The sequence below is a fragment of the Streptomyces sp. NPDC043867 genome, from assembly GCF_056435845.1.
Map to the genome: position 1 here is coordinate 121,767 of NZ_JBWKDS010000007.1, position 24,485 is coordinate 146,251.

General features: G+C 71.3%; 25 protein-coding genes and 5 tRNA genes. 11 read left to right on the forward strand and 19 right to left on the reverse strand.

Annotated features, from left to right (window positions below; translation table 11 throughout):
• Window positions 1–7: 7 nt before the first annotated feature.
• Window positions 8–1,792 carry a DAK2 domain-containing protein gene (locus tag AC069T_RS09465; protein ID WP_478782274.1) on the reverse strand — a complete coding sequence of 595 codons (1,785 nt, stop codon included), beginning with the start codon at window positions 1,790–1,792 and terminating at the stop codon, window positions 8–10.
• A 258-nt stretch (window positions 1,793–2,050) separates the two neighbouring features.
• On the opposite strand from AC069T_RS09465, the gene rpmB reads away from it, so the two are divergent.
• Window positions 2,051–2,236, forward strand: a complete 186-nt coding sequence (rpmB, locus tag AC069T_RS09470) for a 50S ribosomal protein L28 (protein WP_004924906.1) — start codon at window positions 2,051–2,053, stop codon at window positions 2,234–2,236.
• Window positions 2,237–2,424: 188 nt separating this feature from the next.
• Here the strand turns inward: rpmB and AC069T_RS09475 are convergent, their stop codons facing one another.
• Complete coding sequence (locus AC069T_RS09475; protein ID WP_478782176.1) at window positions 2,425–3,390, reverse strand: thiamine-phosphate kinase; 966 nt, start codon at window positions 3,388–3,390, stop codon at window positions 2,425–2,427.
• Window positions 3,391–3,596: 206 nt separating this feature from the next.
• Between AC069T_RS09475 and AC069T_RS09480 the strand changes: the two genes are divergently transcribed.
• A complete protein-coding gene (locus AC069T_RS09480) occupies window positions 3,597–3,830 on the forward strand; it encodes an Lrp/AsnC family transcriptional regulator (protein ID WP_358855817.1) in 234 nt (77 codons plus the stop codon).
• Window positions 3,831–3,850: 20 nt separating this feature from the next.
• Window positions 3,851–4,339, forward strand: a complete 489-nt coding sequence (locus tag AC069T_RS09485; protein ID WP_478782177.1) for a DUF3515 domain-containing protein — start codon at window positions 3,851–3,853, stop codon at window positions 4,337–4,339.
• Between the two features lie 16 nt (window positions 4,340–4,355).
• On the opposite strand, the gene AC069T_RS09490 is transcribed toward AC069T_RS09485, so the two are convergent.
• The 3 genes from AC069T_RS09490 to AC069T_RS09500 all read right to left on the reverse strand — a co-directional run bounded on the left by AC069T_RS09490 (window position 4,356) and on the right by AC069T_RS09500 (window position 7,426).
• Window positions 4,356–5,513 (reverse strand): D-alanine--D-alanine ligase family protein, encoded by a 1,158-nt coding sequence (locus AC069T_RS09490; RefSeq protein WP_478782178.1) that lies wholly within the window; start codon window positions 5,511–5,513, stop codon window positions 4,356–4,358.
• A 135-nt stretch (window positions 5,514–5,648) separates the two neighbouring features.
• A complete protein-coding gene (locus AC069T_RS09495; RefSeq protein ID WP_478782179.1) occupies window positions 5,649–6,659 on the reverse strand; it encodes an NAD(P)H-dependent glycerol-3-phosphate dehydrogenase in 1,011 nt (336 codons plus the stop codon).
• The gene (locus AC069T_RS09500; RefSeq protein WP_478782180.1) at window positions 6,656–7,426 is read right to left on the reverse strand and encodes a lysophospholipid acyltransferase family protein; all 771 of its coding nucleotides are present in this window, start codon (window positions 7,424–7,426) and stop codon (window positions 6,656–6,658) included. Before AC069T_RS09500 ends, AC069T_RS09495 begins: the two co-directional genes overlap by 4 nt.
• 143 nt (window positions 7,427–7,569) lie before the next feature.
• Here AC069T_RS09500 and cofC point away from each other — a divergent pair, with 143 nt between their 5' ends.
• Both cofC and AC069T_RS09510 read left to right on the forward strand, forming a co-directional pair.
• Window positions 7,570–8,238, forward strand: coding sequence for a 2-phospho-L-lactate guanylyltransferase (cofC, locus tag AC069T_RS09505; protein ID WP_478782181.1), 669 nt, complete (start codon window positions 7,570–7,572; stop codon window positions 8,236–8,238).
• Window positions 8,239–8,329: 91 nt separating this feature from the next.
• Window positions 8,330–8,533: a hypothetical protein gene (locus tag AC069T_RS09510; protein ID WP_478782182.1), complete on the forward strand. Its 204-nt coding sequence runs from the start codon at window positions 8,330–8,332 to the stop codon at window positions 8,531–8,533.
• 85 nt (window positions 8,534–8,618) lie between these two features.
• Here the strand turns inward: AC069T_RS09510 and AC069T_RS09515 are convergent, their stop codons facing one another.
• The 4 genes from AC069T_RS09515 to leuC all read right to left on the reverse strand — a co-directional run bounded on the left by AC069T_RS09515 (window position 8,619) and on the right by leuC (window position 11,963).
• On the reverse strand, window positions 8,619–9,284 hold the full coding sequence (locus AC069T_RS09515; RefSeq protein WP_478782183.1) for an HU family DNA-binding protein: 666 nt from the start codon (window positions 9,282–9,284) through the stop codon (window positions 8,619–8,621).
• Between the two features lie 137 nt (window positions 9,285–9,421).
• On the reverse strand, window positions 9,422–9,652 hold the full coding sequence (locus tag AC069T_RS09520; protein ID WP_478782184.1) for an SCO5555 family protein: 231 nt from the start codon (window positions 9,650–9,652) through the stop codon (window positions 9,422–9,424).
• Between the two features lie 277 nt (window positions 9,653–9,929).
• Complete coding sequence (gene leuD, locus AC069T_RS09525; RefSeq protein WP_358855826.1) at window positions 9,930–10,523, reverse strand: 3-isopropylmalate dehydratase small subunit; 594 nt, start codon at window positions 10,521–10,523, stop codon at window positions 9,930–9,932.
• A 6-nt stretch (window positions 10,524–10,529) separates the two neighbouring features.
• Window positions 10,530–11,963, reverse strand: a complete 1,434-nt coding sequence (gene leuC, locus AC069T_RS09530; RefSeq protein ID WP_478782185.1) for a 3-isopropylmalate dehydratase large subunit — start codon at window positions 11,961–11,963, stop codon at window positions 10,530–10,532.
• 190 nt (window positions 11,964–12,153) lie between these two features.
• On the opposite strand from leuC, the gene ndgR reads away from it, so the two are divergent.
• A complete protein-coding gene (gene ndgR / locus AC069T_RS09535; protein WP_028806673.1) occupies window positions 12,154–12,870 on the forward strand; it encodes an IclR family transcriptional regulator NdgR in 717 nt (238 codons plus the stop codon).
• A 184-nt stretch (window positions 12,871–13,054) separates the two neighbouring features.
• On the opposite strand, the gene AC069T_RS09540 is transcribed toward ndgR, so the two are convergent.
• Window positions 13,055–13,642 carry a DUF4188 domain-containing protein gene (locus tag AC069T_RS09540; RefSeq protein ID WP_478782186.1) on the reverse strand — a complete coding sequence of 196 codons (588 nt, stop codon included), beginning with the start codon at window positions 13,640–13,642 and terminating at the stop codon, window positions 13,055–13,057.
• A gap of 82 nt (window positions 13,643–13,724) precedes the next feature.
• Between AC069T_RS09540 and AC069T_RS09545 the strand changes: the two genes are divergently transcribed.
• Entirely contained in the window at window positions 13,725–14,369 is a 645-nt protein-coding gene (locus tag AC069T_RS09545) for a MerR family transcriptional regulator (RefSeq protein WP_478782187.1), read from the forward strand.
• Between the two features lie 106 nt (window positions 14,370–14,475).
• Here AC069T_RS09545 and AC069T_RS09550 read toward each other — a convergent pair.
• From AC069T_RS09550 to AC069T_RS09590, 9 genes are all read right to left on the reverse strand, one after another.
• Window positions 14,476–14,548: transfer RNA gene (locus AC069T_RS09550), tRNA-Glu, on the reverse strand.
• A 19-nt stretch (window positions 14,549–14,567) separates the two neighbouring features.
• Window positions 14,568–14,639, reverse strand: a tRNA-Gln gene (locus AC069T_RS09555).
• A gap of 21 nt (window positions 14,640–14,660) precedes the next feature.
• Window positions 14,661–14,733 (reverse strand) — tRNA-Glu (locus AC069T_RS09560).
• A gap of 62 nt (window positions 14,734–14,795) precedes the next feature.
• Window positions 14,796–14,868: transfer RNA gene (locus AC069T_RS09565), tRNA-Glu, on the reverse strand.
• Window positions 14,869–14,910: 42 nt separating this feature from the next.
• Window positions 14,911–14,982: transfer RNA gene (locus AC069T_RS09570), tRNA-Gln, on the reverse strand.
• Between the two features lie 90 nt (window positions 14,983–15,072).
• Window positions 15,073–15,807 carry an HAD family hydrolase gene (locus AC069T_RS09575; protein WP_478782188.1) on the reverse strand — a complete coding sequence of 245 codons (735 nt, stop codon included), beginning with the start codon at window positions 15,805–15,807 and terminating at the stop codon, window positions 15,073–15,075.
• 111 nt (window positions 15,808–15,918) lie between these two features.
• Window positions 15,919–17,433 (reverse strand): glutamate--tRNA ligase, encoded by a 1,515-nt coding sequence (gene gltX / locus AC069T_RS09580; protein ID WP_478782189.1) that lies wholly within the window; start codon window positions 17,431–17,433, stop codon window positions 15,919–15,921.
• Window positions 17,426–18,214, reverse strand: a complete 789-nt coding sequence (locus AC069T_RS09585; protein WP_478782190.1) for a fumarylacetoacetate hydrolase family protein — start codon at window positions 18,212–18,214, stop codon at window positions 17,426–17,428. The genes gltX and AC069T_RS09585 overlap by 8 nt, the downstream gene beginning before the upstream one ends.
• A gap of 134 nt (window positions 18,215–18,348) precedes the next feature.
• Window positions 18,349–18,537, reverse strand: a complete 189-nt coding sequence (locus AC069T_RS09590; protein ID WP_478782191.1) for a hypothetical protein — start codon at window positions 18,535–18,537, stop codon at window positions 18,349–18,351.
• Window positions 18,538–19,133: 596 nt separating this feature from the next.
• Between AC069T_RS09590 and AC069T_RS09595 the strand changes: the two genes are divergently transcribed.
• The 4 genes from AC069T_RS09595 (at window position 19,134) to AC069T_RS09610 (ending at window position 24,419) form a co-directional block, all read left to right on the forward strand.
• The gene (locus tag AC069T_RS09595) at window positions 19,134–22,931 is read left to right on the forward strand and encodes a sensor histidine kinase (RefSeq protein WP_478782192.1); all 3,798 of its coding nucleotides are present in this window, start codon (window positions 19,134–19,136) and stop codon (window positions 22,929–22,931) included.
• A gap of 9 nt (window positions 22,932–22,940) precedes the next feature.
• Window positions 22,941–23,354 carry a roadblock/LC7 domain-containing protein gene (locus tag AC069T_RS09600; RefSeq protein ID WP_010984127.1) on the forward strand — a complete coding sequence of 138 codons (414 nt, stop codon included), beginning with the start codon at window positions 22,941–22,943 and terminating at the stop codon, window positions 23,352–23,354.
• Window positions 23,355–23,464: 110 nt separating this feature from the next.
• Window positions 23,465–23,863 carry a DUF742 domain-containing protein gene (locus AC069T_RS09605; RefSeq protein ID WP_059131717.1) on the forward strand — a complete coding sequence of 133 codons (399 nt, stop codon included), beginning with the start codon at window positions 23,465–23,467 and terminating at the stop codon, window positions 23,861–23,863.
• On the forward strand, window positions 23,844–24,419 hold the full coding sequence (locus AC069T_RS09610) for a GTP-binding protein (protein ID WP_358855758.1): 576 nt from the start codon (window positions 23,844–23,846) through the stop codon (window positions 24,417–24,419). Before AC069T_RS09605 ends, AC069T_RS09610 begins: the two co-directional genes overlap by 20 nt.
• Window positions 24,420–24,485 lie beyond the last annotated feature (66 nt).

Consider the following 24,485-nt stretch of genomic DNA (forward strand, 5'->3'; position numbering starts at 1 on the left):
AGGCCCGCTACTCCACGCCGATGAGCAGCAGCGCGCCCTGCCGTCCACCCCGGTACACCACCGTGTCGACCGCCAGGTACGACCGTCGTACGCACGCTTCGAGGCGGGCGGCGACCGGGTCGGGGGCGTCGTCGCCCAGGACGAGGGTGACCATCTCGCCGCCGGCGGACAGCATGCGGTTCAGGACGGCCTCGGCGGTGGCCGTGAGCTCGGAGCCGATGACGGCGACGTCACCGTCGATGAGACCGAGGATGTCGCCCGCCTGGCAGATGCCCGCCATGGTCCAGGACTGGCACTCCGCGACGACGACTTCGGCGTAGCGGGTCGCGCCCGCCGCCGAGGTCATCGCGACGACGTCCTCGTCGAACCGGCGGTCCGGCTCGTGGACGGCGAGCGCGGCGATGCCCTGCACCGCGGACCTGGTCGGGATCAGCGCGACCCGGACGCCTTCCGCACGCGCCTGCTCGGCGGCCGCGGCGGCGGTGTGGCGCAGCTCCGCGTCGTTCGGGAGCAGCACCACCTCGCGCGCGTGGGCACGACGCACCGCGTCGACCAGCTCGCCGCTCGCGGGCGGCTCCCCCGGCCGGGCGAGCACGGCGGTCGCCCCGGCCTCCGCGTACAGCCCCGCCAGGCCCTCGCCCGGCACGACCGCGACGACCGCCCGCTGAGCGCGCTCCCGGGGCGGACGCCCCGCGCCCGTGCCCGCGGTGTGGACGTCGCCCAGTGCGAAGTGGGTGATCCGGATGCGGTACGGCCGCCCCGCCTCGATGCCCGCCTCGACGGCGGCGCCGGCGTCGTCGACGTGCACATGGACGTTCCACAGGCCGTCGCCGCCGACCACGACGAGGGAGTCGCCGAGCCCGTCGAGGCGGTTCCGCAGCCGTGCCACGGCCGCGTCCTCCGCCTCCAGCAGGTAGATCACCTCGAAGGCGGGGCCGCCGGCGGCGGGTGCCGCGTCCGCACACGCCTCGGGAACGGCCCGTCCGGCACCGCTGTCGCTCTCCACGCACGCGTGGGGACCAGCAGCAGGAGCCTGCCGGGCCGCGGGCGGGGCCAGGACGGGTATCGCCGCCCCGCCGGGCGCGCGTCCCGTGAACGTCTCGACCAGCGCGGCCAGTACGGCCACCAGGCCCCGGCCGCCCGCGTCGACCACACCGGCGCGCTCCAGGACGGCCAGTTGCCCCGGGGTCGCGGCCAGCGCCGCCAGCGCACCCTTGTACGCCGCTCTCGCGACCGTCCCGCAGTCACCCTCGGTGCCGTCGGCCGCGTCGGCGGCGGCCGAGGCGACGGTGAGCACCGTGCCCTCGACGGGGTGGGCGACGGCCTGGCGGGCGGAGTCGGCGGCGTGCCGCAGCGCGAGCCGCAGTCCCCGTCCGTCGGTGTGAGAGGTGTCACGGTCGGCGGCGAGGACCTGGGCCATCCCGCGCAGCAGCTGGGCGAGGATCGTCCCGGAGTTGCCCCGGGCCCCGATCAGGGCCCCGTGCGCCATCGCCCGTACCGCCTCGGCCAGGCTGGGCAGCGCGGCCGGACCCGGTTCGCCGTCCGCGGGCGCGGCGCCGGCGGACCGCGCCACGGCCACCGCGGACATGGCGCCGTGCCCCGCGAAGACCGCCTCGACCGCCGTGGCCGCCGACTCCACCGTCAGATAGAGATTCGTCCCGGTGTCCCCGTCGGCCACGGGATAGACGTTGATGGCGTCGATCTCCTCGCGGGCCCGGCCCAGCGCGTCCAGGGCGAGAGCGCACCAGGTCCGCACCGCGGATGCGTCCAATGTCTGCGGCACCTGCGGCACCTGCGCCTCCTTGAGCTGCCGGACGTGGGAGGCAGCGTAGACCCAGGACGGGTCCTTGCCGGTGGACGGCCCTGCCGGGGCCGGGAAGGGGTCCCGCGCGGCCATGGTAGTTTCGTTGTACGGACGCAGTCGTTGTATGCTGCTCCGGTTGCCCGATCCGATCGGGCCTTCCCCCTGGCAGCGCCACTCAGATCCTAGATCTTGATCCCGGCATGCCGGGATCCACCGTAAGAGCATCTGAAGTCTTTGGAGTGACCCGTGGCTGCCAACTGCGACGTCTGCGGCAAGGGGCCGGGCTTCGGCAACAACATCTCGCACTCGCACCGCCGTACGCCCCGTCGCTGGAACCCGAACATCCAGCGCGTCCGTACCGTGGTGGGCGGGACGCCGAAGCGCGTGAACGCTTGCACCTCGTGCATCAAGGCCGGCAAGGTCTCGCGCTGACGCATCTTCCCCACGCTCTGGCTCCGCTCGAGCAGGGGGATTCCCCGTCGCGCGCGGCTACTGCTGGTTCGCTGCTCTGAGCCGGTCCACTTCCCAGTGGACCGGCTTTTTGCTGTACCCACGCGCGGGTGGGCCGTCCCGCCGCCGCCGGGTTGGTGCTCACCGCTCCCGCGGTGAGCACCGCGCCGTCACGACTCGATGTCCCCGAAGTGGTCCCAGCCGCCCTTGTTCGTCCAGGGCGCCCCGTCGACCGTCACCTGCGGCAGCGCGGAGGGGTTGAGCACCTCGCCGATCACCTTCCAGCGGGCGGGCAGCTTCACGTCAGGCGGGAAGGTCGCCACGATGGCGTGGTCCTCGCCCCCGGTGAGCACCCACTGGATCGGGTCGACACCGACGGCCTGCCCGATGTCGTTCATCTGCGAGGGGATGTCGATGTCCCCGGAGCGGACGTCGATGCGCACCTTGCTGGCCTCGGCGATGTGCCCGAGGTCGGCGATCAGCCCGTCGCTGACGTCCGTCATGGACGTCGCGCCGAGCCCGGCGGCCGCGGGACCCGCGTGATACGGCGGTTCCGGGCGCCGGTGCGCCTCCACGAACGCGCGCGGCGAACGAAAACCGCGGGAGAGGACGGCGAAGCCGGCCGCCGACCAGCCCAGCCAGCCCGTCACGGCGACCACGTCGCCGGGCTGCGCGCCGGCCCGGGTCACCGGCTCGTGGTTGCGCAGATCGCCGAGCGCGGTGATCGCCACGGTGATCGTGTCGCCCCGTACGACATCGCCTCCGACCACCGCCGCACCGGCGACCTGGCACTCGTCGCGCAGCCCGTCCATCAGCTCGGACGGCCAGGTGGCGGGCAGTTCGGCCGGGACGACCAGACCGAGCAGCAGTGCCGTCGGCACGGCGCCCATCGCGGCGATGTCCGCGAGGTTCTGCGCGGCCGCCTTGCGTCCCACGTCGTACGCCGTGGACCAGTCGCGGCGGAAGTGCCGGCCCTCCAGGAGGATGTCGGTGCTCGCCACGACCCTGCGGTCGGGCGCGGCGACGACCGCCGCGTCGTCGCCGGGACCGACCCGGACCGCCGGGGTGGTGGTAAGACGCGACGTGAGCTCTTTGATGAGCCCGAACTCCCCCAACTCGCCCACGGTGCCCTTCATCGTCGTACTGCTCCCTCTGCCACGACCGGTGCCCGGTCGCGAGCCGTCTCTGTACTCGGTACGGTCATGTCGACCGTCAACTTGTGCAGTCCGTGCACCCCGGCACGCAAGCCCCAGGCCCCGCGGGTCTCCCCCTGGCGAGCGGCGACACGGTACCGTGGCGTTCCTTTCCCCCACATGATCCTCGTGGCCGCCCTGGAGGTTCCGTGGTACAGGCGTACATCCTGATCCAGACGGAGGTCGGCAAGGCGTCGACCGTCGCCGAATCGATCAACAAGATCTCGGGGGTGATCCAGGCCGAGGACGTGACAGGACCGTACGACGTGATCGTGCGCGCCCAGGCCGACACCGTCGACGAACTCGGCCGCATGGTGGTCGCCAAGGTCCAGCAAGTGGACGGCATCACCCGCACCCTGACCTGCCCGGTCGTGCACCTGTAGCCCCCGTCTACCCTTGGCCGGTGAACATCTTCCGCCACCGGCCCAACGCCTCCGGGCTGTCCGTGCTCGCCCTGTTGATCGCCGTCACCGGCTGCTCCTCAGCAGACGACAGCGCCGCCGCGGTGGTTCCCAGCCCGGACGCGAAGGTCACCGAGCTGTGCCGGAACCTGGACAGGGTGCTGCCGCGGAAGGTGGACGGTCTGGAGCGTGAGGATCCCGGGCCCCGGTCCGCGTTGACCGCGGGCTGGGGAGGCCCGGCGATCATACTGCGCTGCGGTGTGGAGCGGCCCGCCGAGATGCTCGATCCGAAGGCGTCCACCACGGTGGTGAACGGCGTGGGCTGGCTGGTGCAGGAGCACGACGACGGGTCGTACGTCTTCACGTCGAGCCTGCGCAGGGCCTATGTCGAGGTGCGGCTGAGTGCGCAGCAGTCGAAGAAGGGCGCGGGTGCGATCGTGGACCTCGCGAAGTCCGTCAAGAAGGCGATCCCCGAAGGGATCGCCGACTGATCGTGCCGAGGGAGGGTCAGCGCAGTCCGGTCGACCGCCGCAGCGCCGCCCGGACCAGCAGGTCCACGAGCTCCGGGTAGCCGATGCCGCTCGCCTCCCACATCTTCGGGTACATCGAGATCGGCGTGAAACCGGGCATGGTGTTGACCTCGTTGATCACGAACTCCCCGTCCTCGGTGAGGAAGAAGTCCGCGCGGACCAGGCCCTCGCAGGACACCGCCTCGAAGGCGTCGACCGCGAGCCGCTGGACGTCGGCGGTCTGCTCGGGCGTCAGCGGGGCGGGCACGATGCCGGGCGTCGAGTCGATGTACTTGGCCTCGAAGTCGTAGTACGCGTGCGACTGGGCCGGCGGGATCTCGGCGGGCAGGCTGGCCCGCGGCCCGTCCTCGAACTCCAGGACGCCGCACTCGATCTCGCGGCCGCGCAGCAGCGCCTCCACGATGATCTTCGGGTCGTGGCGCCGGGCCTCCTCGATCGCCTCGTCGAGACCGCCGAGGTCGTCGACCTTGGTGATGCCGATCGAGGAACCCGCGCGCGCGGGCTTCACGAACAGCGGCCAGCCGTGCTCGCCGACGAAGTCCACGATCTTCGCGCGGGCGCCCGCGCGGTCGTTCTCCCACTCCCGCGGCCGGATCACCACGTACGGGCCCACCTTCAGCCCGAAGGAGGTGAACACCCGCTTCATGTACTCCTTGTCCTGGCCGACGGCCGAGGCGAGCACACCGGCACCGACGTACGGGACGCCCGAGAGCTCCAGGAGGCCCTGGAGGGTGCCGTCCTCGCCGTACGGACCGTGCAGCACGGGGAAGACGACGTCGACCTCACCGAGCGCCTTGGGGACGGCACCCGGCTCGCTGTAGACGACCTCGCGGTTGGCGGGGTCGACGGAGAGCACCACGCCGCCCTCGCTCCCCTCGGCCAGCTGGTCGACGCTGGGCTGCCGCCGGTCGACGATCGCCATGCGGTCCGGCTCGTCCGCGGTGAGCGCCCAACGGCCGTCCTGGGTGATGCCGATCGGCAGGACGTCGTACTTCGTCCGGTCGATGGCGCGCAGGACGGCGCCGGCCGTGACCACGGAGATCCCGTGTTCGGAGCTGCGACCGCCGAAGACGACGGCCACGCGCGGCTTGCGAGGCGGCTGCTCGGGGCTCTGGGGGAGGTTCTCGGTGCTCATATCGGGTTGAGGGTACCCGGTGGTAGGCGGTCAGTCAGCGCTCCACGACGGCGTTGCCCGCGGCCGTCCGGGTGCCGTCGCTCAGCGTCGTGCCGGTGACAGCGGAGCGTCGCCCCGCGGGCGGTCCCGGCAGCGTCAGCGGCGTTCCGGCTTGGCGCTGCGCGACATCAGTTCCTTGAGCGCGACCACCGGCGGCTTGCCCTCGTGGACGATGTCGACGACCGTCTCCGTGATGGGCATGTCGACGCCGTGCCGACGTGCCAGATCCAGCACGGACTGGCAGGACTTGACGCCCTCGGCGGTCTGCCGGGTGACCGCGATGGTCTCCTGGAGGGTCATGCCCTTGCCCAGGTTGGTGCCGAAGGTGTGGTTGCGCGACAGCGGCGAGGAGCAGGTGGCCACCAGGTCGCCCAGGCCCGCGAGTCCGGAGAAGGTGAACGGGTCCGCGCCCATCGCGAGGCCGAGCCGCGTGGTCTCCGCCAGACCCCGGGTGATCAGCGAACCCTTGGCGTTGTCGCCGAGTCCCATGCCGTCTGCGATGCCGACGGCGAGACCGATCACGTTCTTCACGGCGCCGCCGAGTTCGCTGCCGACGACGTCGGTGATGGTGTACGGGCGGAAGTACGGCGTGTGGCAGGCGGTCTGCAGTCGCCGGGCGACGGCTTCACTGCGGCAGGCGACCACGGAGGCGGCCGGCATGCGTGCGGCGATCTCGCGTGCCAGGTTGGGCCCGGTGACCACGGCGATCCGGTCCTCGCCGACCTTGGCCACGTCCTCGATGACCTCGCTCATCCGCATCGCGGAGCCCAGTTCGACGCCCTTCATGAGGGAGACGAGGACGGTGTCGGGGGCGAGCAGCGGCACCCACTCGGCGAGGTTGCCGCGCAGGGTCTGCGAGGGCACGGCGAGCACGGTGAAGTCGGCGTCGCGCGCGGCCTCGGCGGGGTCCGCGGTGGCCCGCAGGTTCGCCGGGAGTTCGACGCCCGGCAGGTAGTCCGGGTTCGTACGGGTGGAGTTGACCGCTTCGGCGAGTTCGGCGCGGCGCCCCCACAGGGTGACCTCGCACCCCGCGTCGGCGAGCACCATGCCGAAGGCCGTGCCCCACGATCCGGTCCCGAAGACGGCCGCCTTGACCGGCTTGCTCACGCGCCCTGCTCCTCTTCCTGCTGTGCTCTGGCGTTCGCCGCGGCCCTGCGGCGCTGTTCGATGCGTACCTCGCGCGGGTCGAAGGGCTTCTCGGGCGCCTTCTCGCCGCGGATCTCCTCCAGCTGCGTGGTGACGGCGGCCATGATGACCTCGGTGGCCTCCTTGAGGAGGTCGGGGGTCATGTCCCTGCCGTAGAAACGCGAGAGGTCCACCGGCGGGCCCGCCAGCACCCGGTGGGTCTTGCGCGGAAGGACGCTGGGCTTCCTGGCGTACGGCGCCAGGAGTTCGTTGGCGCCCCACTGGGCGACCGGGATCACCGGGCACCTGGTCTCCAGCGCGACCCGGGCGGCGCCCGTCTTGCCCGTCATCGGCCAGCCGTCGGGGTCGCGGGTGAGGGTGCCCTCGGGGTAGAAGGCGACGCATTCGCCGCGTTCCACGGCCTCGATCGCGGCCCGGAACGCGCTGAGCGCGTCGGTGCTCTCGCGATAGACGGGGATCTGTCCGGTGCCGCGCATCGCGGCACCCACGAAGCCCTTGCGGAAAAGCGCGGCCTTCGCCAGGAATCGAGGAACCCGCCCGGTGTTGTACTGAAAGTGCGCGTAGGCGAAGGGATCCACATGCGAATTGTGGTTCACCGCGGTGATAAAGCCGCCCTCAGCCGGAATGTTCTCCATTCCGCGCCAGTCCCGCTTGAGCAGAACCACCAGCGGCGGTTTGCACAGGACCGCTGCGAAGCGGTACCAGAAGCCGATTCTGCGGCGGGGCACGCGGACACCTTCCTCTTGGGCCTGGGGGCCCGCACAAGTGTCACCCGGGGCCGCCGGTCTGTCGAGAACACCGTACGCCCCGGCCGCGGGCCCGCTCCGGGGCGCGGGTCACAATGGGCGCGACAAGAGGGGACGGAACGCTCGTGCAGTGGACCTTGGTGATACCGCTCAAATCCCTGGCGCGAGCCAAGAGCAGGCTCTCGGACACCGCCGGGGACGTGCTGCGCCCGGGTCTCGCCCTCGCTTTCGCCCAGGACACCGTCGCGGCGGCGCTGGCCTGTGCCGCGGTCCGGGATGTGGCGGTCGTCACGGGTGATTCCGTGGCCGGACGCGAGCTGGCGTCCCTGGGAGCCCGGATTGTCCCCGACGAACCCGCGGGCGGGCTGAACGCGGCTCTCGCGCACGCGGCAGCGATCGTCCGTTCCCGGAGTCCCGAAAGCGCGGTGGCCGCGCTGAACGCCGATCTTCCCGCACTGCGTCCCGCCGAATTGGAACGGGTACTCGATGCCGCCGCGGAATTCCCCCGCGCTTTTCTCGCCGATGCCGCGGCAATCGGCACCACGCTGCTGGCCGCCACCCCGGGCCGGGAATTGCTGCCGTCCTTCGGCACCGCCTCCCGCGCGCGTCACCGGGCGTCGGGTGCCGTGGAGCTGGCGCCCGACGCGGTGGAGTCGGTACGCCAGGACGTGGACACCGGCGACGACCTGCGGGCGGCGCTTGCGCTGGGGGTGGGCGCCCGCACGGCAGCGGCGGCCGCCCGGCTGCTGATCCCGGGCCGGCCCGCCGGGCCTCCGGGCCCGCCGGCGCCCTGACCCGCCCCCCTCGGGACCAGTCCGCGGATCCCCGGCCGCACGTCCCGGACCTCGGGACGTGCGCAGGCTGCCCAGGCCCTAGGCTTCCCCCATGCAGGCGACCACGTACACGTACGACCCCGAGACCCGCAGCGGCCAGGTGCTGCTGGACGACGGCACCCCGGTGCCCTTCGACGCACCGGCGTTCGACGCGGGCGCCCTGCGGCTGCTGCGCCCGGGCCAGCGGGTGCGCATCGAGGTCGAGGGCGAGGGCGCGTCCCGCCGGATCACACTCGTCACCCTGCACACGTTCTGACCGCGCTCCTGCCGCCCCCGGACACGCCGCGGGCCGGGCTCCCGAGGGGAGCCCGGCCCGGCGCGTGAGTGGCCCTGCGCCCCTGCTACCTGCGGGCGGTGGCCTTCTTGGCGGTGGTCTTGCGAGCCGTCGACTTCTTGGCGGGGGCCTTGGTGGCCGTCGCCTTCTTGGCCGGGGCCTTCTTCGCGGCGCCCGTCGCCTTCTTGGCGGTGGTCTTGCTGGCCGCGGTCTTCTTGGTGCCCGTGGCGGCCTTCTTGGCGGTGGTCTTCTTCGCCGTGGTCTTCTTCGCCGTGGCGGTGGTCTTCTTCGCCGGCGTCGCCGTCGTCTTCTTGGCGGTCGTCTTCTTCGCGGCGCCCGTCGCCTTCTTGGCGGTGGTCTTCTTGGCCGCGGCCTTCTTGACCGTCGCGGAAGCACCACCGGAAAGGCTGCCCTTCGGCGCCTTCTTCACGGAGACCTCGCCACCGCGCGGCAGCTTCTTCGAGCCGCTCACCAGGTCCTTGAAGCCCTGACCGGCGCGGAAGCGCGGCACCGAGGTCTTCTTGACCCGAACGCGCTCCCCCGTCTGCGGGTTGCGGGCGTAGCGGGCCGGGCGGTCGACCTTCTCGAAGGAACCGAAGCCGGTGACCGAGACCCTTTCCCCGGCGACGACCGCACGGACGACCGCGTCCAGTACGGCGTCGACCGCGTCGGCGGCCTGCTGACGCCCGCCGACCTTGTCCGCAATCGCTTCTACGAGCTGCGCCTTGTTCACGTCTTCCCCTTCGGAGACATTGCCAGAACGAAAGTGTTCAAGCGTTTTCGCACGTTAGGCAGATATATACCGCAAATCAAACACGAAACGGGCTAATCACCCTTGTGCCGCAACGAACTCGGGCTGTCGCGGAGTTCTCAGCGTTCCTCTTCCGGGATTCGACCCTCGTCGAGGTCAGCCATGAACCGCTCCAGACGCCTTGCCGCATCGGCGAGATCGTGCTTGGCCACGGCCGTAATGACCAGCAGCTTCCGGGTCAGCGCCATCCGTACGCCCTCCGGGACTTGCAGTGTGCGCACTTGTGTGTGCGCTTCCTTGAGTTGGGCCGCGACCGCCGTATAGAGCTCGAGTTGGCCGTCGCGTTCCATGCACAGATTGTGCCATCTGGGGCGAGTTGTCGCCTGCGCAGGGGGCAACTGCGGCCCGTGGCGGCCTTCCGAACACCCCGGCGCAGCACGGCTTTCCGGTTCACGTACCCCGCCAACCACCGCCTTAACGTGGGGAGTTGGCAGGTCGGCCGGGTGCGGCCGAAGGGCCCGGGAGGCAGACACGGCTGTACCCCCAACCGTCCACGATTGGGGGTACAGAGGGGTGTTGCGGGTGGCTGAAACCAGCCTTGTTTCAGCCGCTCGTCCGGTCCATGTGTCAGACCCGGAGCGTCTTCGGCTTGTACGAAGGGCGCTTCGCCTCGTACGCGGAGATGTCGCCCTCGTTCTGCAGGGTGATGGAGATGTCGTCCAGGCCGTTCAGCAGCCGCCAGCGGGCGTTCTCGTCTAGCTCGAAGGCGGCGGTGATGCCTTCGGCGCGCACCTCGCGGGCCTCCAGGTCCACCGTGATCTCGGTCTGCGGGTCGTTCTCGGTGAGTTCCTGGAGCGCGTCCACGATGCGCTGCTCCAGAACCACGGTGAGCAGGCCGTTCTTCAGCGAGTTGCCGCGGAAGATGTCGGCGAAGCGGGACGAGATCACGGCCTTGAAGCCGTAGTTCTGCAGCGCCCAGACGGCGTGCTCGCGCGAGGAGCCCGTGCCGAAGTCGGGGCCGGCGACCAGGACCGTGGCGCCGTCGCGCTCGGGCTGGTTGAGGATGAACGACGGGTCTTTGCGCCAGGCCTCGAACAGCCCGTCCTCGAAGCCGTCCCTGGTCACCTTCTTGAGCCAGTGGGCCGGGATGATCTGGTCGGTGTCGACGTTGCTGCGGCGCAGCGGGACGGCCCGGCCGGTGTGCGTGGTGAATGCTTCCATGGCTTCTCAGACTCCAGCGGGCGTACGGGCGGCAGGCGCGTCGGACAGGTCGGCCGGGGAGGCCAGATGGCCCAGCACGGCGGTGGCGGCGGCGACCTGCGGCGAGACCAGATGCGTCCGGCCGCCCTTGCCCTGCCTGCCCTCGAAGTTGCGGTTGGAGGTGGACGCGGAGCGCTCGCCGGGGGCCAGCTGGTCGGGGTTCATGCCCAGACACATCGAGCAGCCCGCGTGCCGCCATTCGGCGCCGGCCTGCTTGAAGACCACGTCCAGACCCTCGGAGACGGCCTGCAGACCGACCCGCGCGGAGCCCGGGACGACCAGCATCCGTACGCCGTCGGCGACTTTGCGGCCCTCGACGATCGAGGCGGCCGCGCGCAGGTCCTCGATGCGGCCGTTGGTGCACGAGCCCACGAAGACGGTGTCCACCTTGATCTCGCGCAGCGGCCGGCCAGCGGTCAACCCCATGTACTCCAGGGCCTTTTCGGCGGCCAGGCGCTCCGAAGCGTCCTCGTACGAAGCCGGGTCGGGGACGTCCGCCGAAAGGGGTGCGCCCTGGCCCGGGTTGGTGCCCCAGGTGACGAACGGCGCCAGCGAGGTGGCGTCGATGACGACCTCGGCGTCGAATTGCGCGTCCGCGTCCGACTTCAGGGTCTTCCAGTACGCGACGGCGGCGTCCCAGTCCTCGCCCTCGGGGGCGTGGTCGCGGCCCTTGATGTACTCGAAGGTGGTCTCGTCGGGGGCGATCATGCCCGCGCGGGCGCCGGCCTCGATCGACATGTTGCAGATGGTCATCCGGGCTTCCATCGAGAGCTTCTCGATGGCCGGTCCGCGGTATTCCAGGATGTAGCCCTGGCCGCCGCCGGTGCCGATCCTGGCGATGATCGCCAGGATCAGGTCCTTGGCGGTGACGTCCTCGGGCAGTTCGCCCTCGACCGTGATGGCCATGGTCTTCGGGCGGGCCAGCGGCAGCGTCTGGGTGGCCAGCACGTGCTCGACCTGCGAGGTGCCGATGCCGAACGCCAGCGCGCCGAAGGCGCCGTGCGTGGAGGTGTGGGAGTCGCCGCAGACCACGGTGGTGCCCGGCTGGGTCAGGCCCAGCTGCGGTCCCACCACGTGGACGACGCCCTGTTCCACGTCGCCCAGGGAGTGCAGCCGGACACCGAACTCGGCGCAGTTCTTGCGCAGCGTCTCCAGCTGGGCCCGGGAGACCGGGTCCGCGATGGGCTTGTCGATGTCGAGGGTCGGGGTGTTGTGATCCTCGGTGGCGATGGTGAGGTCGAGGCGGCGCACGGGACGGCCGGCCTGCCGCAGGCCGTCGAAGGCCTGCGGGCTGGTCACCTCGTGCAGCAGGTGCAGATCGATGAAGAGGAGGTCGGGCTCGCCCTCGGCGCGCCGGACGACGTGGTCGTCCCAGACCTTCTCCGCGAGTGTCCTACCCATCGCTTTCCCTCCGGCCGGCCTGTGTGGCGCCGGCCCAACTAGAGATCTCCGGGGCGGCGACGCTCGTACCCCTCGTACCTGACGTCTGCCACCGGGCCCGTTGGTCCGCGGGCCGCTGTGCTTACCAGGGTGGCGCCTTCCACGGAAAATTGAACTTGCGTTTCACAGAGTGAGACGCGAGTATCGTTTCATGGACAACAGTAGCGGCGTAGGAGTTCTGGACAAGGCAGCCCTTGTCCTGAGCGCCCTGGAGTCCGGACCGGCCACCCTCGCAGGGCTGGTCGCGGCGACCGGGCTGGCACGACCCACGGCACATCGGCTCGCCGTGGCACTCGAACACCACCGCATGGTGGCGCGCGACATGCAGGGCCGTTTCATTCTCGGCCCGCGGCTCGCCGAGCTGGCCGCGGCCGCGGGCGAGGACCGCCTGCTCGCGACGGCGGGCCCGGTGCTCACGCATCTGCGCGACATCACGGGTGAGAGCGCGCAGCTCTACCGCCGGCAGGGCGACATGCGTATCTGTGTCGCCGCGGCCGAGCGGCTCTCGGGCCTGCGGGACACCGTCCCGGTGGGCTCGACGCTCACCATGAAGGCGGGCTCCTCGGCCCAGATCCTGATGGCCTGGGAGGAGCCCGAGCGTCTGCACCGCGGTCTGCAGGGCGCCCGCTTCACGGCGACGGCCCTCTCGGGCGTACGGCGCCGGGGCTGGGCCCAGTCGATCGGTGAGCGCGAGCCGGGCGTGGCGTCCGTCTCCGCGCCGGTCCGCGGCCCGTCGAACCGCGTGGTCGCCGCCGTCTCGGTCTCCGGACCGATCGAGCGGCTGACCCGTCACCCGGGGCGCATGCACGCCCAGGCGGTCATCGACGCCGCCGGACGCCTCTCCGAGGCCCTGCGCCGCACGGGCTGACCCGGATCGGGGGCGGGGCCGGCCTCAACGCCGCGGCAGGCCCTCCCCCTTCCCAGACGCCCCTGCGCCCGGGTCACGAACTCCCAGGGTCCCCCGCGCCCAGCCGGGCCTTCCGCTCTCGCGCCTCGTCGGCCCGCGCCACGCGCGCCCGCCGCTCCCCTGCCACGCCTTCCCGCCCCCGGGCTCAGCGCAGCCCGGGCTCCCCGGCACCGGTTTCCCCCGCCACAGCACCCTCCGCCGCCACGGACCCGTCCGGCGTCGCGGGCTCCCCCGGCCGGGCCGACCGGTGCGCGAACCGGTCGGCCGCGCGCCGCCCCCGCTTCTCCAGCGGCAGGACACCGTGCGCCGCCGCGAGGCCGAAGGGCGGCATGTCGACGTAGATCGACTCGTACGACCCCTCCGGTACGACGTAGGCCTCGTGCCACAGCCCGACGTGCTGACGCACCTTGCCCGCCCGCTCCTTGCGGTTGACGATCGTCCACGCCCGGTGATGCAACATGTCGGGCGCCGCCGCGTACGCGTAGAGCTTCTCCTTGGACTCCCAGTACTGGACCACGTAGTACGTCCGCGGGGAGGCGGTCAGCAGGACGTGGCCGAGCAGTCCCCGGCTCCTGTCGGCGGCCAGTTCGCGCAGCATGCGGGGCATCGCGAGGAGGACCGGCAGCCAGTGGTGCACCGCCCAGAAGTGGTTGACGCGCATGCCGATCAGCAGGACGACCACGTCCCCCTCGGCGGCTGCGGTGATGCGGCCCTCGATCGGCTTGGCGAACATGTCGGCCCCCCGGGTTGGATAACGGCACTATCCAAGTGCCTGATGCTTGGATAGTGCCGTTATCCAGGGAGGGGCGCAAGACATGCGGCTGACGGAACTGAGCGAGCGAAGCGGTGTGTCCCTCGCGACGATCAAGTACTACCTGCGCGAAGGGCTGTTGGCGCCGGGCCGCCGGGTCGGCGCGACGACCGCCGAGTACGACGAGAGCCACCTGCGCCGGCTGCGGCTGGTGCGTGCCCTGATCCAGGTCGGCCGGGTGCCGGTGGCCACGGCCAGGGAGATCCTCGGTCATGTCGACGACGACTCCCTCGGCCGCACGATCCGGCTGGGCGCGGCCCTGTGGGCGCTGCCGCAGGAGCCCGAGCCCGACGAGGCGGACCCCGCCGTGGTGACCGCGCGCCGCGAGGTGGACCGGCTGCTGGAGATGCTGGGCTGGGACACGGCGCGGGAGTTGAGCACGCTCTCCCCCGTGCACCGCTCGCTGGTGACGGCGGTGGCCACGCTCATCCGGCTCGGCTATCCCTGGAACGCCGAACTCATGGCGCCCTACGCGGAGTTGATGCACCGGGCGGCCGTGCGCGACCTGGACTTCGTGGAGACGCATCCGTCCGAGGCGGAGAAGGTGGAGACGGCGGTCGCGGCGGCGATCCTCTTCGAGCCGGTCCTGAAGGCGCTGCACCGGCTGGCACAGGAGGAGGAGTCGGCGCGGCGGTACGGCATCGAGTGAGGTGGTACGGCTCACACGGGGACGACGGCGCCTGTGGCCGTACGGGTGGCGAGAGGGCGGGGTACGCCGAAGGGCCCCCACCGGAGTGGAGGCCCTTCGAACCGCGTACCCCCGACCGGATTCGAACCGGCGCTACCGCCTTGAGAGGGCGGCGTGCTAGGCCGCTACACAACGGGGGCGAGGATCACAGGGATCCAGCTGGGCTACCAGGACTCGAACCTAGAACAACGGAACCAGAAACCGTCGTGTTGCCAATTACACCATAGCCCAATGGTGGTCTAGACCACCGCGTACCCCCGACCGGATTCGAACCGGCGCTACCGCCTTGAGAGGGCGGCGTGCTAGGCCGCTACACAACGGGGGCCCTAGCGATCCTGCATGAGAGTCAGCGGGTGCGACCCGGACTGTCCCCCTGGGAAGGATCTGTACCCCCGACCGGATTCGAACCGGCGCTACCGCCTTGAGAGGGCGGCGTGCTAGGCCGCTACACAACGGGGGCCTTGCAGAGACTGGACTCTGCGATGCAGATAAGCTCTGCGAGCTGGCCTACCAGGACTCGAACCTAGACTAACGGAACCAGAAACCGTCGTGCTGCCAATTACACCATAGGCCACTGAAACACCATCCCCGTGGGGATTCTGTTTTAGCGTGCGCCTCGGGGTTCCGGCCTTTCGGCCCGCTCTCCGGCGGCGCAGGAAGAACATTACCCGAAGGTGGACGGCGCTCCAAAACGGGTATCGGCGCCGAGGAGCGCGGGGAGTTCGGCCAGCGAGGCGATCCGGCGCGGGCCCGCGGCCGGCACGGCCGTGACGGTGTGGGCACCGTCACGGTCGATCCACACGGAGAGCAGTCCCGCGTCGAGGGCGCCCCGGCCGTCGATCTCCGGGTGGTCGCCGACGTACGCGACCTGGTGCGGGGGCAGCCCGAGGGCGTCGCAGGCCGCGTGGAAGGCCTCCGGAGCGGGCTTGGAGACGCCCAGCTCGGCGGCGCACAGCACGGCCTCGAAGCGGTCCCGCACCCCGAGGACGCGCAGCTTGCGATCCTGCACGTGGAGGCTGGAGTTGGACAGGACCGCGTGGCGGTGACTGGTGGCGAGCGCGTCCAGGACGGGCAGCACGTCCGGGAAGAGGGCCCAGACGGCCTCGTAGTGCCCGAGGTAGCGCTGGAACCAGGCGTCGGCCTCCGCGTCGGTCAGTTCCCGCGCGAGGAAGGCCCGTACCCGGTCCCGGCGCTGCTCCTCGAAGGTGGCCTCCCCCGCCGCGAACCGCGCCCACTGCCGGTCGGTGTGCTCCCGCCAGTGGGCGAGGGCCTGCTCGACGGTCCCGTACGCGTCGAGCAGGCCCTCGGCGGCCAGGTGCCCGCGCATGCCGGACCGGTCGGCGCTGGTGTAGTCGAAGATCGTGTCGTCGATGTCCCAGATCACGGCCTTGATGCCCATGGTCCGACGGTAGCTCCGGGCGGGGGCGCCTGTCCGGTGGTCGGACGGGAACGGGGTGCGCCGAGGGGGCGGCGTCCGGTGCGGACGCCGCCCCCTCGGTGTGCCGTGCGGTTACGCCGCTAGCCGGGCCAGGGCGGCGTCGACGCGGGCCAGGGTCTTCTCCTTGCCCAGGATCTCCAGGGACTCGAAGAGCGGCAGGCCGATCGTGCGGCCGGTGACGGCGACCCGGACGGGGGCCTGGGCCTTGCCGAGCTTGAGGCCGTGCTCCTCACCGGCGGCCAGGACGGCCTCCTTGAGGGACTCGGGGCTCGACCAGTCGGCCGCCTCCAGCCTGGCGCGCGCCGTGCGCAGAAGCGCGTCCGACCCCTCCTTCATGGCCTTGGTCCAGTGCGCCTCGTCGAAGACCGGCTCCGCCAGGAACAGGAAGTCGACGTTGTCCGTGATCTCGGAGAGGACCTTGAGGCGGGTCTGCGCGTGCGGCGCGACGGCCAGCCACTTCGCCTCGTCGAAGTCCTCCGGCGCCCAGGGGGCGAAGGGGGCCTTCAGCCAGGGCGCGCAGCGCTCGGTGAAGTCCTTCACGTCGAGCAGGCGGATGTGGTCGGCGTTGATCGCCTCGGCCTTCTTGAGGTCGAAGCGGGCCGGGTTGGGGTTCACGTCCGCGATGTCGAAGGCGGCGACCATCTCGTCGACGGAGAAGATGTCGCGGTCCGCGGAGAGCGACCAGCCCAGCAGGGAGAGGTAGTTGAGCAGGCCCTCCGGGAGGAAGCCGCGCTCGCGGTAGAGGTTCAGCGAGGACTGCGGGTCGCGCTTGGAGAGCTTCTTGTTGCCCTCGCCCATGACGTACGGCAGGTGGCCGAAGGCCGGGGTCTCCTTGGCGATGCCCAGCTCCCGCAGCGCCTTGTAGAGGGCGATCTGCCGCGGGGTGGAGGAGAGCAGGTCCTCGCCGCGCAGGACGTGGGTGATCTCCATCAGCGCGTCGTCGACGGGGTTGACCAGTGTGTAGAGCGGGGCGCCGTTCGCGCGGACGATGCCGTAGTCCGGCACGTTCTCCGGGAGGTAGGTGATCTCGCCGCGGACCAGGTCCGTGAAGGTGACCGGCTCGTCGGGCATGCGGAAGCGGACGATGGGCGTACGGCCCTCGGTCTCGTAGGCGGCCTTCTGCTCGGCGGTCAGCTCGCGGCAGTGGCCGTCGTAGCCGGACGGCCTGCCGGCGGCGCGGGCGGCGTCGCGGCGGGTGTCCAGTTCCTCCGTGGAGCAGTAGCAGTGGTACGCGTGACCGGCGTCCAGCAGCTTCCGCGCGACGTCCTTGTAGAGGTCCATGCGCTGCGACTGGCGGTACGGCGCGTGCGGGCCGCCGACCTCGGGGCCCTCGTCCCAGTCGAAGCCCAGCCAGCGCATCGAGTCGAGCAGCTGCCGGTAGGACTCCTCGGAGTCGCGGGCCGCGTCGGTGTCCTCGATGCGGAAGACGAGCGTGCCTTCGTGGTGCCGGGCGAACGCCCAGTTGAACAGGGCGGTGCGGACCAGGCCCACGTGGGGGTTGCCGGTCGGGGACGGACAGAAACGTACGCGTGGGGGCACCCCCTGTCCGGCCGGGGTCGAGGGACTGGGGGAGTTCGCGTTAGCCACGCTTGATCACCTTGTTGGTGAGAGTGCCGATGCCTTCGATGGTGACGGCGACCTCGTCGCCGACGTTGAGGGGGCCGACCCCCGCGGGGGTGCCCGTGAGGATCACGTCGCCGGGGAGCAGCGTCATGGCCTCGGTGATGTTGACGATCAGGTCCTCGACGGAGTGGATCATCTCGCTGGTCCGGCCGAGCTGGCGCTGCTGCCCGTTGACCGTGCACTGGATGGTGATGCCCTCGGCGATGGCCGACAGCTCGAGGTCCGTCTCCACCCAGGGGCCGAGCGGGCAGGAGGAGTCGAAGCCCTTGGCCCGCGCCCACTGCTTCTCGCGCTTCTGCACGTCGCGCGCGGTGACGTCGTTGGCGCAGGTGAAGCCGAGGATGACGTCCTTGACGCGCTCGCGCGGGACCTCGCGGCACATGCGGCCGATGACCACCGCGAGCTCCGCCTGGTGGTGCAGCTCGTTCGAGAAGGAGGGGTAGGCGATCTCGTCGCCGGGGCCGGTGACGGAGGTCGACGGCTTGAAGAAGGCGAACGGGGCCTCGGGCACCTCGTTGCCGAGTTCCCGCGCGTGGTCCGCGTAGTTGCGGCCGAAGGCGACGACCTTGTTCGGGAGCACGGGAGGCAGCAGCCTGACCTTGCTCAGCGGGACCTTCGTGCCGGAGAGCTCGAAGTCCGCGAACGGGATGCCCTTGATGATGTCGAGGACGAGCTCGTCCGGCCTGTCGCCCTCGACCGCGCCGAAAGCGACGTTGCCGTCGATGGAGAATCTGGCGATGCGCACGGGTTCCTGGCGCCCCTCTGCTGAGCCGGCTGGAGTCTGACGCTCCAGGCTAACGCGGCAGGGGGCGGGCATCTCGCGCGTGTCGCGCGGTGCGATCGGGCCGCCGCCGGCGCGGACGGCGGCCGGGGTGCGCCCTACTCGGCGACGGCCGCCGCGACCGGGGCTTCCATCAGGATCGTGCGGCGGGGGTTGGCGGTCTGCGCGGGAAGCTCCACGGAGTGCTCCTGCCGCTCCGGCGTCTGCAGTTCTTCGGCGTCGGTGAGGTGCGCCAGCGTCGTGCGTCGCGGGTTGGCAATGTTGTGGAACATCATCGTGGTCTTCACTGGTGTTCTCGACCTCGTGGGTGCGGGCGCCCCGCGCGCCCCGGGGGGCGTCGCGCGGGCGCGGGTTGTCGGATTCGCCATCCCTGTAAAGCGTCAGGCTAAACATGCGATTCCCCGGCGATGGCGTGAAGACGCCATGATTGCCGTGTGAGTTTGCTCACTGAGTAGTGGGCATAAGGCGCGAAGTGGACAGGCATCCCTACCCGGCGAAACGGACATTGCTCCACTGAAGCCCGCATTCCGCTCCCGATCATGGCGACTGGGACACCGGGTCCACCCCATGGACTCGTACACATATGCCCCTTATGAAGGGGATCGCTTTGCACGTCTCGTGACGCGCCCCTCACAAGGTGTCACAGTGGTCACAGCCTGACACTCGGGCCTTGTTGGAGATCCGGCACTGTGCTGGAATTCCACGGACCGCCGCGGGATGGAACCGGCGCGCAGGGGCGCAACGCAGCGCCGAGTGGCGGCGGGAAAGGGGAGCCAGCGCCGGTCACTCACGACCACCAGGGGGCGCACTGCGCCCTTGAACGACGCCGACACCGTCCCACCGCCTGTGCGGAGGGACGCCTGGTCCAGAGGTTGCGACGCTAGTGCAGGGACGTTTCAAGAGGGATGGCAGCGCTTCGGCGGAGCCGGAGCCGCACGGCGGGACCGACCGCGGTTCCTCGCCCCAGCACGCCCAGAACCCGGGACCGGCAGAGGTCGGCGGTGGCAGCGGTGACCGTTCCGCGCGCCCCGGCGCGAAGGGTGCCGGCACACCCGCCGCCGCGACGGTGGCGGCCCCGACCGGCCCCGGCTCCCGAATAGCACTGCGCAACTGGCGCATCTCCACCCGTCTGGTCTCGCTGCTCGCCCTCCCCGTGGTCGCCGCGACCTCGCTCGGCGCGCTGCGCATCAACCAGTCCATGGACGACATCCAGCAGCTCGACAACATGCGGCTGCTGACGGACATGACCAAGCAGGCCACCGAGCTCGCCGTCGCGCTCCAGGACGAGCGCGACCAGTCGGCCGGACCGCTCGCCCACGGCGGCACCGCGGCCGACTTCACCGTCAAGGGCGTCCGCGGCAAGACGGACGACGCGAGCAAGGCGTTCCTGCAGGGCACCCAGGAGATCGACGACGCGAGCGGCGAGGGCCAGCTCACGGGCGTCCGCGACAGCATCGTCGGCATCGCGAGCGAACTGGGCGGCCTCAACACCATTCGCAACAACGCCTACAAGGACGCGAAGAACTCCACGCAGACCGTCGAGGCGTACCACCGCCTCATCTCCCAGCTGCTCGACCTCTCCCAGGACATGGCCGAGGCGACCAGCAACCCGGAGATGATCCAGCGCACCCGCGCCCTGTCGGCCTTCTCCTCCGCCAAGGAGTACGCGTCGGTCCAGCGGGCCGTCATCGCCGCGGCGCTGCCCGCGAGCGACAAGACCTTCGGCTCGCTGTCCGCGAACGACCGGCTGTACGCCCTCTCGGCCCAGACCAGCCAGAAGTCCGAGCTGGAGAGCTTCGAGAACATCTACGGCGACGGCGCCGAGGACCTGACGAAGACCATCGACGCGAACAACCCCACGATCAAGTCGGCGGACCGGTACGCGGGCCGCGTGCTGAGCAGCGAAGCCGGCATGCGCTCGCAGGACAAGCGCTCGTACAGGGACTGGATCGACGCCGACTCCAGCAAGATCGAGCTGATGTCGAAGATCGAGCTGACGCTGCTCAACCAGATGGAGCAGAAGGCTCGTGAGCTGCGCAGCGAGTCCGAGCGCGAAGCGATCATCTCCGGTGCGCTGATCCTGCTCGTCCTCGGTGTCTCCCTGGTCGGTGCCTTCGTCGTGGCCCGGTCCATGATCCGCTCGCTGCGCCGGCTGCAGGACACCGCGACCCGGGTCGCCCAGGACCGGCTGCCCGAGCTGGTCAAGCAGCTGTCCGAGTCCGACCCGCAGGACGTCGACACCTCGGTCGAGTCGGTCGGTGTGCACTCCCGGGACGAGATCGGCCAGGTGGCCGCGGCCTTCGACGACGTGCACCGCGAGGCCGTCCGGCTGGCCGCCGAGCAGGCGCTCCTCCGGGGCAACGTCAACGCGATGTTCACCAACCTCTCGCGCCGCTCGCAGGGCCTCATCCAGCGTCAGCTCTCGCTCATCTCCGAGCTGGAGTCCCGCGAGGCCGACCCGGACCAGCTGTCCTCGCTGTTCAAGCTCGACCACCTCGCCACCCGTATGCGCCGTAACGGCGAGAACCTCCTCGTGCTCGCCGGTGAGGAGCCGGGCCGCCGGTGGACCCGTCCGGTCCCGCTGGTCGACGTGCTCCGCGCCGCGGCGTCCGAGGTGGAGCAGTACGAGCGCATCGAACTGTCCTCGGTCCCGACGACCGAGGTCGCCGGCCGGGTCGTCAACGACCTCGTGCACCTGCTCGCCGAGCTGCTGGAGAACGCGACCTCGTTCTCCTCCCCGCAGACCAAGGTCAAGGTCACCGGTCACGCCCTGCCGGACGGCCGCGTGCTGATCGAGATCCACGACACCGGCATCGGCCTCTCGCCCGAGGACCTCGCGGCGATCAACGAGCGGCTCGCCTCGCCGCCCACCGTGGACGTGTCGGTCTCCCGCCGCATGGGTCTGTTCGTGGTCGGCCGCCTGTCGCAGCGTCACGGCATCCGCATCCAGCTGCGCCCGTCCGACTCCGGCGGCACGACGGCTCTCGTCATGCTGCCCGTCGACGTCGCCCAGGGCGGCAAGAAGGTTCCCGGCAAGCCGGGCCAGGGCGCTCCGGTCACCGGTGGTCCGGCGGCCGCGCAGGCCGCCGCAGGCGTCGCCGCGGCCCGCCGCGGCAACGGCCAGGGCGGACCGGCTCTCGGCGGAGGCGCTCCCGCCGCCGGCGGCGGGCTCCTCGGTGCCGCGCCGCAGCGCGGCCAGGTGGGCGCCGGCCAGGGGTCTCGCGCCGCACTGCCCGGCAGCAACCAGGGCGGTCGCCCCGGAGCGCGCGGGCCGCAGGGTCCCGCCCTGCCGGCGCAGCACAACCCGGGCAACCCGTCGCAGGGCAGGCCGGCTCCGGCCGGTGCCGGCGCGGGCGGGTACGGCCAGAGCGCGCCGGGCGCCCCGCAGGGCCTCCAGGCCGCCGGGACCGGCGTACCGCAGAACTTCAACGAGGGCACCGGCACCCGCCGGGGCGGCTTCGGGGACGCCGGAACCGGAACGCAGCAGGGCGGCTTCGGCGACGCGGTGCCCGGTGCGCAGCAGGCCGGTCCCGCGGCCGCACCCCCGCAGCAGCCCAAGGAGTCCCGCGGCCGCCGCAGGCCGCAGCTGCCCGGGCGCGGCGGCGCGCGTGCCGAGCTGCCCGGCGGCAACGCCCAGCAGCGGCCGAGCTGGAGCGACGAGAACGCCCAGCCGCCGGTGCCGCGTGCCTCGCTCGACGCCCCGCGCGGACACGAGGAGCCGGACCCGCTGTCCTCGACCTCGCGGCTGCCGCGCGTCGACGACCGTCAGGGCCCGGGCTCGACGTCGGAGACCCCCCGGACCGACGACCGCCAGGGACCCGGCGCCACCTCGGAGTTCGCCCGCCCCGACTACGACGCCCCGCGCCCCGGCGCGGCGGCTGCGCAGAACACCGGGTCGTACGCCCGCCCCGATCTCTACGGCTCCACGAACCCGGCGTCCGCGTCGGCCACGGGACAGTTCCCGGCGCCCGGTTACGGCGCTCAGGACCCGTCGGCCACCGGCCAGTTCCAGCAGCCGCAGGTCAACGGGGCCGGGGGGCCGGCCGACTTCGGCGCGCCCCGTCCGCCCGCCCCGCAGCGTCAGCAGCCGCAGCAGCGTCCCGCGCGTCCGCAGGAGCCCGAGGCCCTGCCGCCGGCGGGTCCGGGCGACGGCCGTACGCCGCTGTACGACACGCTGGAGACCAACTGGTTCCACGGTCAGGCCCAGGGCGGCCAGGCGCAGCCCGGTCAGCCGCAGGGCGGCCAGGCGCAGCCTCAGGGCGGTCCGGTGCCGGGCGGTCAGACCCCGGGCGGCCGGCACAACGGCTCCCAGGGTCCCCAGCAGGCTTTCCAGCAGCAGTCGCAGGCACCGGCCGCACCCTCGCGGCCCGGCGGCCCGTCGGCTTCCTCCTCGTGGCGCAGCTCTCCGAACGACGATCTCGTCCGGCAGGCAGAGCGCGTCCGTCAGCCGTCGGCAGGCGGGGTCACCACCTCAGGCCTGCCGCGCCGCGTCCCGCGTGCGAACCTCGTCGCGGGCACGGCTCAGCAGCAACAGCACCAACCCGGTCCGCAGGTATCGCGTGCGCCCGATGACGTACGCGGCCGGCTGACCAATCTCCGACGGGGCATCCAGCAGGGTCGCCAGGCCGGTAGTGGCCAGACCGGCAGCTTCCCCAGCCCCACTCACCAGCAGGAGCACTAGTTGAGCCCGATGAGCCAGGCGGCACAGAATCTGAACTGGTTGATCACCAACTTCGTGGACAACACCCCAGGGGTGTCCCACACCGTCGTCGTGTCCGCCGACGGACTCCTTCTGGCCATGTCCGAAGGCTTCCCGCGCGATCGCGCCGACCAGCTCGCGGCGGTCGCGTCCGGGCTCACCTCGCTCACGGCCGGGGCCTCCCGGATCTTCGAGGGCGGCACGGTGGCCCAGACCGTCGTGGAGATGGAGCGCGGCTTCCTCTTCCTGATGTCCGTCTCGGACGGATCGTCGCTGGCGGTCCTCTCCCACCCCGAGTGCGACATCGGCCTCGTCGGCTACGAGATGGCACTGCTCGTCGACCGCGCGGGCGCCGTGCTCACGCCCGACCTGCGTGCCGAACTACAGGGAAGTCTGCTCCACTGACGGCCCTGGTTCCAGCGAACTCACGCAATCACCGTCCGGCCGACACAATCCCCCCACCGGCCCTTCCCGACGGCACGACTGACCGACTTGCTGTCCCGCCCGGAGGATTCATGACCCCGCCCACCGCCTCTCATGATCCGTACGCAGAGCCGTACGGGGACGAGGGCGACCAGCCGCTGGTACGTCCCTATGCGATGACCGGCGGCCGGACCCGGCCGCGCTACCAGCTCGCCATCGAGGCGCTGATCAGCACCACGGCGGACCCGGCGCAGCTGATGGGGCTGCTCCCCGAGCACCAGCGAATATGCCACCTCTGCCGAGAGGTGAAGTCGGTGGCCGAAGTATCGGCCCTGCTGTCCATGCCTCTGGGTGTGGCCAGGATTCTTGTCGCGGACCTCGCCGAGGCCGGACTCGTCGCCATCCACCAGCCGGGCGGCGACGAGAACAACGGCGGTGCACCGGACGTGACACTGCTCGAAAGGGTGCTCAGTGGACTTCGCAAGCTCTGACGGAGGCCGGACTACCACCTCCGCGAAGATCGTGGTGGCAGGCGGCTTCGGCGTGGGCAAGACCACGTTCGTCGGCGCCGTCTCGGAGATCAACCCGCTGCGCACCGAGGCCGTCATGACGTCCGCCTCGGCGGGCATCGACGACCTCACCCACACCGGGGACAAGACCACCACCACGGTGGCCATGGACTTCGGCCGTATCACCCTGGACCAGGACCTGATCCTGTACCTGTTCGGCACCCCCGGCCAGGACCGGTTCTGGTTCATGTGGGACGACCTGGTCCGCGGCGCCATCGGTGCCGTGGTCCTGGTGGACACCCGCAGGCTCGCCGACTGCTTCCCCGCGGTCGACTACTTCGAGAACTCGGGTCTGCCGTTCGTCATCGCTCTCAACGGCTTCGACGGGCACCAGCCGTACTCGCCCGAAGAGGTGCGCGAGGCGCTCCAGATCGGTCCGGACGCCCCGATCATCACGACGGACGCCCGGCACCGCGCCGACGCGAAGAGTGCGCTGATCACCCTGGTCGAGCACGCGCTCATGGCCCGCCTCCGGTAGGCACCCGGGAACACCTCGCCGAATTCGGGAGCGCCATACGGCAGTTGTCGTAGATTGGCTGTAGCC